Here is a 6,502-nt window from a genome sequence, read left to right as displayed (position 1 = left end):
CCTTTCCACAGTCCAAAAAGCCGATCAAATTGCCGTATTAGATCAAGGACAGGTGGTAGAAGTGGGAACCCATGAAACACTTTTACAAAAAGGTGGTTACTACTCACGCCTGTACTCAATGCAATTTGCCGATCAGACTGAAGTTTCCACCAAAACTAATCCTAGCTTTAACCGCATTTCTCACGAACTGCGTACAAGGCTTAACTCAATGATTGGTTTCCTGGGACTATTAGTTGACGATCTAGTAGACAATTCCCAAGAGCGCCAGGAATTAATTGACCAATCATACAACTCAGCTTTAAGAGTTCTCAACGCCATCGATCTATTCAGCGATGTGGTTAACCTGAAAATTAACTGGCAGTTATCGTCAGATATAGATCAAAATCAAGATGAACATAACCAGTATCAAAACTTTAGTCATATTTCGGATGAGTTTCGCACGCGTCTCTATCCTCTGATTAGCTCTCTGCGCTTGCTAGCCGATAAATTAGAATCTGAACCCCAAAAACAAAATCTACTAATTGCAGAATCTTATCAATCTGCTATTTACCTATTAGATGTATTAAAACTTTTTGAGAAGAAAATTTAATTTTAGTTAATGTCAGGAACAAAAATGCTTATACCACAATCTTTAAAAACCTATCATCCCCAAAAAAAATGATAAATTCTTCAAAGAAAAATCAATATATTTTTTACACCGGAGAACTATCATTAAAGCCGGACACAGCACACGAAATTCATGATGTTCTTTGTGCCAACGCAGCAGCTAACTTAGGCTACTCCTCAGTTTTAATTTATCAAGATAAAAAAAATTATTCTGTTAATCTACTATCGTTAATTTATCCTTATCAACCCAAAAAACCCGGCAAAGAATTTATAGAATTTTACGATGTTCAAGAAAAGCTCAAAATTGCGGCATTGCCAATGCCTTGGCCTATCGATCAAATCGGTGGTAAATTTACTAACTCCAGTACAGTAGTAACTAAATATTATTTACCAGTTCATATTCTGCCTCATACCAAGGTTGTCCATACGCGAGATTGGAATTTTGTTAAAGCCGCAGTCAAAAATAAAGTTCCTACAATCTATGAACGTCACTACTTTCAAGACCGGAAATTTGAGCAAGACATCATCCACAGCCCCTATTTTAAAATAGCCATAACTCAGTCAGAACCCATCCGGCAAAGCCTAATAGAGAATGGAATGCCACCAGAAAAAGTAGTTTGGCTACATAACGGATTCAATCAATCATTTTTAATCAGACAGCCCGAAGAAGCCGAAACGTGGCGGCAAGAATTGCTTATAAATGGACGTAAGCATTTAGTTGTCTATTCAGGCGCCTTGTATCCTTTCAAAGGAGTCGATCTCTTAATTGATTCTGCTAAAGAATTGCCAGAAATTCAGTTTATCATCACAGGAGGAACAGAAGCGCAAGTACAAGCATATCAACAAATAGCCAGAGATAAAAATGTCGAAAACGTTAAATTCTTAGGCTGGATACTTCCACGAGAACGATTAGTCAGCTTGTTTCAAGCAGCTGATATTTTGGTTCATCCTCACTGCGCTGGAAAATCAGCAGATTTCACGAATCCAGTTAAGTTTTTTCAGTACATGGCTGCTGGCACTCCTATAGTTGCAACTGAGATTCCACCTTTAATGGAATTCAAAACATCACCTTTGATTGCCAGTTGGTGTACACCAGATAACCCACAAAAACTTGCCCAATCTATTCAACATACTTTAGAAACCTATCCCAGAAAAATAGAGGGTTATGCAGCTAGTATAGATTTTGCCCAGCAATTTTCTTGGGAGAATAGAATTACCAAAATATTAAGCTACATAGAAGAAGATCGGCGTCCACCAATTTTATGTAATGAACAAAAATTAACTGAAAACTAACCGAATAAATAAGATTTATGACTATTAAAACTGTTGGCATGATTAGCAGCTATTCAGGTCTTGCTAAAAATAAAGATTGGTTATGGCAACAAACTCCGCACTACTTTGGTGTTTGGAACAACATCCAAATGTTGAAAATGGCACAAAAGCCAGACTTTATGTTGCTATATCAATTTGATTTTCCCCAAGTACCGCCACAAAAATCTTGGTTAGATAGTTTTCGCAAACCGCAGCAAAAACCAGTAGTAAATGTTGAATCTCTGCTGCGTGGTGTCAATAAAGAGCGGATTATTTATTTGCTCAGAGAACCGCCTTTAGATGAGGTTGTAAAAATAACTAATCATAATTATCAAGAAGCCCAGAAGTATTGCGGCTACGTTTCTGGCCCCGATGATTTTGCTCCTATTCCTGACTATATGCCTGCTATTTGGTATCACTCAAATTCATTTCAAGATTTAAATGAAATGCCACCGCCCCCAAAAGTTGCCCCATGTAGTTGGATTACTTCGGGAATTAGCCGCACAGCCAACCATCGCCAGCGTTTAGATTTTTTACAATCTTTGCAATCTAGTGGGATGAAATTTGATTTGTATGGGCGTAACTTACCAGAATGGGCGAACAGTTCGGGAGAACTAGGTAACAAATGGTATGGCATGGCACCATACTATTACAATTTGGCAATTGAAAACTATGCTGATAACAATTGGTATGTGAGTGAGAAACTTTGGGATAGTTTACTTGCTTGGTGTTTACCAATTTATTATGGTGGCCCAGCTGCTGATAAATTATTGCCACCGGGTAGTTTTTTGCGGTTGCCCAGTTTAGATGAAAAAGGCATTGCCTACATCCAAGAAGTGACAGCTACACCTGATGCTTGGTATGCTGCCAAAGATGCGATCGCAGAAGCACGTCAAATCATTTTACACAAATTAAACCTGCTTAACTGGTTATCAAACTTTGTTGAGAAACACTCATAAATTATGAATGGTATTTGTACCCTTGGCAATGATTATGTTTTCGATCAACTGGTGGCTTTGCTCAACAGTATTGATGTTATTTTAGGCCCAGAAACTCCTGTTTGTATCTATCCTTTTGACGATCGGACACAACGGATTGCTGATGAAATAGCTAAACGCCCGAATGTATTTCTTTATGACGACCAAGAATCAATCAACCGCTGGGATCAATTTATGCTAGCAGCAGCCCCAGAACGATTGAATCGGAGTAAATCCCGTCTTTATGGCGCTCACCGTCGTTTTTGCGCTTTCGATGGGCCATTCGAGAAGTTTATCTATTTAGATGCAGACACCTTGGTAATGAAGCCACTTGCAGCAGTGTTTGAAAAGCTAGATAGTTATGATTTTGTGGTCTACGATTTCCAATTTACAGACGTTAGTAAAATATATAATGTTAATTCTCCCAAATTACTAAAAGTTTTTGAGCAAAAACGCATTGATTCTGAAATATTTTGCTCAGGCTTTTATGGAGCCAAACAAGGACTATTTGACTCGGAAAAAAGAGATTGGTTAATATCACATTTACAAAATGGTGAGTCAGAAATTTTGTATGGCGGTGCTGGCGAACAACCATTAATCAACTATATGGTAATGAGGTCTAATCTTTCTATTTATAACTTTGCTTGGCAATTGCCAGATAATGAAAAAACAGGATGTTCTGCTAGCTCCAAACACTTCGAGGAACGAGAACATATTCTTTACGATCGCGGTAATCAACTAACTTATCTCCATTACATTGGGATTCCTCCTAATATCAATCAAGCAGTCTGTGCTGGAGAAAATATTGAGTTTCCCTATCGAGATTTATTTCTCTATTATCGTTACTTACACGAACCAGAAAAGCGTCCAGTATTTACCAGTCCTCCTAAAAATTATAATGACGCTCCAGTACCAAATTTACTTACCAGAGCTTTGCAAAAACTTAAGTTAATTAAACAAGGATAATTTATGAGTAGTGGTATTTATATCGTTGCCAATGACCGCGTTATCGATAATGCTATTGCTCTGCTCAATAGCATTCGTTACTATGACCCAGAAGTTCCCATTTATCTCATACCTTTTAATGACAATTATCACAAGGTAGCAGAACAGCTTGCTACCCTACACAACGTCCAAATTTTCCCAGATTTAGAACTTATTGATACATTTACCAAACGCATCGGCGAAATTTTTGACAGAAATTTCCTTGCCTTACCCAACAAAATGCGTAAATTGGTAGCGTGGTTTGGGCCTTTAGATGAATTTATTTATATTGATACGGATATTGTCGTTTTTGAAAAAATTGCCGATAATTTGGACAAACTTTCAGAAGTCGATTTCTTCTGCTGTGATTACCATTATGCTAATGAAAAGCTGCGAAATATTTTCTCCCCTTTTGTGAAAGAGCAGCAAATTTTTTCCGATACCCAACTTCAAGATGTTTTCAACAGCGGTTTTTGGGCTTCGAGAAAAGGAGTTATTACCGAACAACAAATGGATGAAGCTTTACGCGAGTGTGCAGCACATCGCGAATATTTCGATTTTTCTCAAGGAGTTACAGACCAACCAATTCTAAATTATCTTGTCCTCAAACTAATTTCTAAACGTGGAAATCTCGTTAAAATTCCTGGGGGAGGGCCTGGTAGTTGGGCCGGTTCGCGAAACTTCCAACAGCAAGATTACGCCCTGTATGACCGAGGACAACGACTCAAATATCTCCACTGGGCTGGTACGCGGATGAAAACTGGTAGTCCCTATTGGCAATTGTGGGAACACTATCGCTATCTGCATGAGGGTAAATTTGCCTTTATTCCCAAACTGACTCGCCGTTTATTTCCTTTTGTTTCTGCGCGTACTTAATATTAGGAGTATCCCAATGATTGATGGTATTTATATCCTAGCCAATGATGTTGTCTATGACCAATTAGTGGCGTTACTCAATAGTATGGAAGCTAATGCTGGTAGGAAAATTCCTATTTGTATAATTCCATATAATGAGCAGTTAGACAAAGTAAAGGCAGAGATTGCATCTAGAGATAATGTGACGCTATTTGAGGACTCTGTATCCATAGCTTACTGGGATAACTTTGCAACCCAAGTCTGGAAAAATCACTCAAGGGCACAAAAAACTTGGCGAAAATGGGGGCTTCCAGAACTTTATCGTCTACCAATGCATCGTAAGCTTTGTGGTTTAGATGGTCCCTTTGATAAATTTATTTATTTTGATGCAGATACGCTTCTTATGGGGCCTATAGACTATATATATGAAAAATTAGATAAATATGATTGGGTAACAAATGATTTTCAATATAAATCTGAATTGAAATATATTTTTGATGGTTCACCAGAACTTATACAGCAAATTTTTGACCAAGAAAAATTGCATTCTCATATATTTTGCGCCGGTTGGTTTGCAACTAAAAAACATATTTTTTCTCAAGCTACATTAGCAAACCTACTCGACAAATTACAGGCTAGTGAAGCTGATGTCATGGCTCTTGGTGGGCCTGACCAATCTTTATTTAACTACATGGTATTGAGAAGTGGAATTTCCTATTATAACTTTGCTTTTCATGACTGCGAACAGGCAACTGGCAACCATTGGAGTTCTCAATTTAATGTGGTAGATAACATCCTTTACGACCAAGGACGGCGGCTGACATATCTGCACTATATGAGTATAAGTTCACCACACTTTACTCAACTTTGCGCTGGTGAAGATGTCGATATTCCATATCGAGATATATTTTTGCATTATAGATATTTAAACTCACCAGAACAAAGACCCAAAAGCTTTAGGCGTGAGAGTCCGCTAATGCGTCTGCAAAAGACTACTACAAGTTTTTTCAATCGAAAAGTCAACAATATTAAGCTTAATTATCGTAATTTAAAGGATAAAATGACTAACTAATTAAGCAAAAGCGGACTAAAATGTTGTTTAATTTGCTTATCTATTGCCCACTTATCGGTAATAAAGATAATTTGAACGCAATTAAATATTGGAATGATGAAATTTCAGTAAAAAATAATTATTCACCACTAGATAACGATCTCATTTTTAATAAAGCATCATTCTTAGCGGTGAGTATTTATGCCGAATGTGTTTCTTGAAAGAGGGTTAAGGTGAATTCTAGTAATAAAACTACCATAGCCGTTGGTTTCGACTTCGCTCAACCAACTGAGTGGTCGAGATTTGAGCGTTCGCGTAGCGTCTCGCAGAGAAGTCAAAACTCGTCAACATAGGTATTTTTTTCATCAGAAATCATCTAAGAAAAAGAATCTAAATCTAAAGATTGCATACCTTCGCGTTGTATAAAGGTCATCATACTTCCCAACTGCAACCAAACTAGCAAACAAGTAAACAGACTAATTGGTAGACCAACTCCTAAAGCCAAGGATGAGGGAAAACCAAATATCTCTAAGCCTGAAGACATAAATAAACAAGTACCGCCTGTGATGCCGATAAATGGTACAAGTAATTGTTTCAGTGAGGAACGTGGCTGAGTATTTTCTGCTCGTTCACTTGACCAGTTCTGCACAATTACTTTCAAAGTGCCAGATAATGCCAAACCAGATGTTAATGCTATCAAAAAGCCAACAATTAAGAG

7 protein-coding genes are annotated in these 6,502 nt (G+C 37.6%); 6 read left to right on the top strand and 1 reads right to left on the bottom strand.

Going from position 1 to position 6,502, the window contains the following annotated elements; genetic code table 11:
- The 6 genes from IQ229_RS08370 to IQ229_RS08345 form a co-directional block, all read left to right on the top strand.
- A partial coding sequence (locus tag IQ229_RS08370) for a histidine kinase dimerization/phospho-acceptor domain-containing protein (protein WP_409339907.1) occupies window positions 1-589 on the top strand: 589 nt, incomplete at its 5' end.
- 68 nt (window positions 590-657) lie between these two features.
- A complete protein-coding gene (locus tag IQ229_RS08365; protein WP_194042844.1) occupies window positions 658-1,899 on the top strand; it encodes a glycosyltransferase family 4 protein in 1,242 nt (413 codons plus the stop codon).
- Window positions 1,900-1,916: 17 nt separating this feature from the next.
- Window positions 1,917-2,876 (top strand): glycosyltransferase family 10 domain-containing protein, encoded by a 960-nt coding sequence (locus IQ229_RS08360; RefSeq protein ID WP_194042843.1) that lies wholly within the window; start codon window positions 1,917-1,919, stop codon window positions 2,874-2,876.
- A gap of 3 nt (window positions 2,877-2,879) precedes the next feature.
- Complete coding sequence (locus IQ229_RS08355; protein WP_194042841.1) at window positions 2,880-3,860, top strand: Npun_R2821/Npun_R2822 family protein; 981 nt, start codon at window positions 2,880-2,882, stop codon at window positions 3,858-3,860.
- A gap of 3 nt (window positions 3,861-3,863) precedes the next feature.
- A complete protein-coding gene (locus IQ229_RS08350) occupies window positions 3,864-4,754 on the top strand; it encodes an Npun_R2821/Npun_R2822 family protein (protein ID WP_194042839.1) in 891 nt (296 codons plus the stop codon).
- A 16-nt stretch (window positions 4,755-4,770) separates the two neighbouring features.
- Window positions 4,771-5,805 (top strand): Npun_R2821/Npun_R2822 family protein, encoded by a 1,035-nt coding sequence (locus tag IQ229_RS08345; RefSeq protein ID WP_194042837.1) that lies wholly within the window; start codon window positions 4,771-4,773, stop codon window positions 5,803-5,805.
- A 355-nt stretch (window positions 5,806-6,160) separates the two neighbouring features.
- Here IQ229_RS08345 and IQ229_RS08340 read toward each other — a convergent pair.
- Window positions 6,161-6,502: hypothetical protein (locus tag IQ229_RS08340; RefSeq protein ID WP_194042835.1), on the bottom strand; the 342-nt coding region annotated here is incomplete at its 5' end.

Origin of the sequence: Nostoc cf. edaphicum LEGE 07299, assembly GCF_015207245.1 — a bacterium.
GTDB classification, from domain to species: domain Bacteria; phylum Cyanobacteriota; class Cyanobacteriia; order Cyanobacteriales; family Nostocaceae; genus Nostoc; species Nostoc edaphicum_B.
The sequence above is the reverse complement of the archived record's forward strand: the minus strand, read 5'-3'. Positions and strand labels throughout refer to the sequence as shown.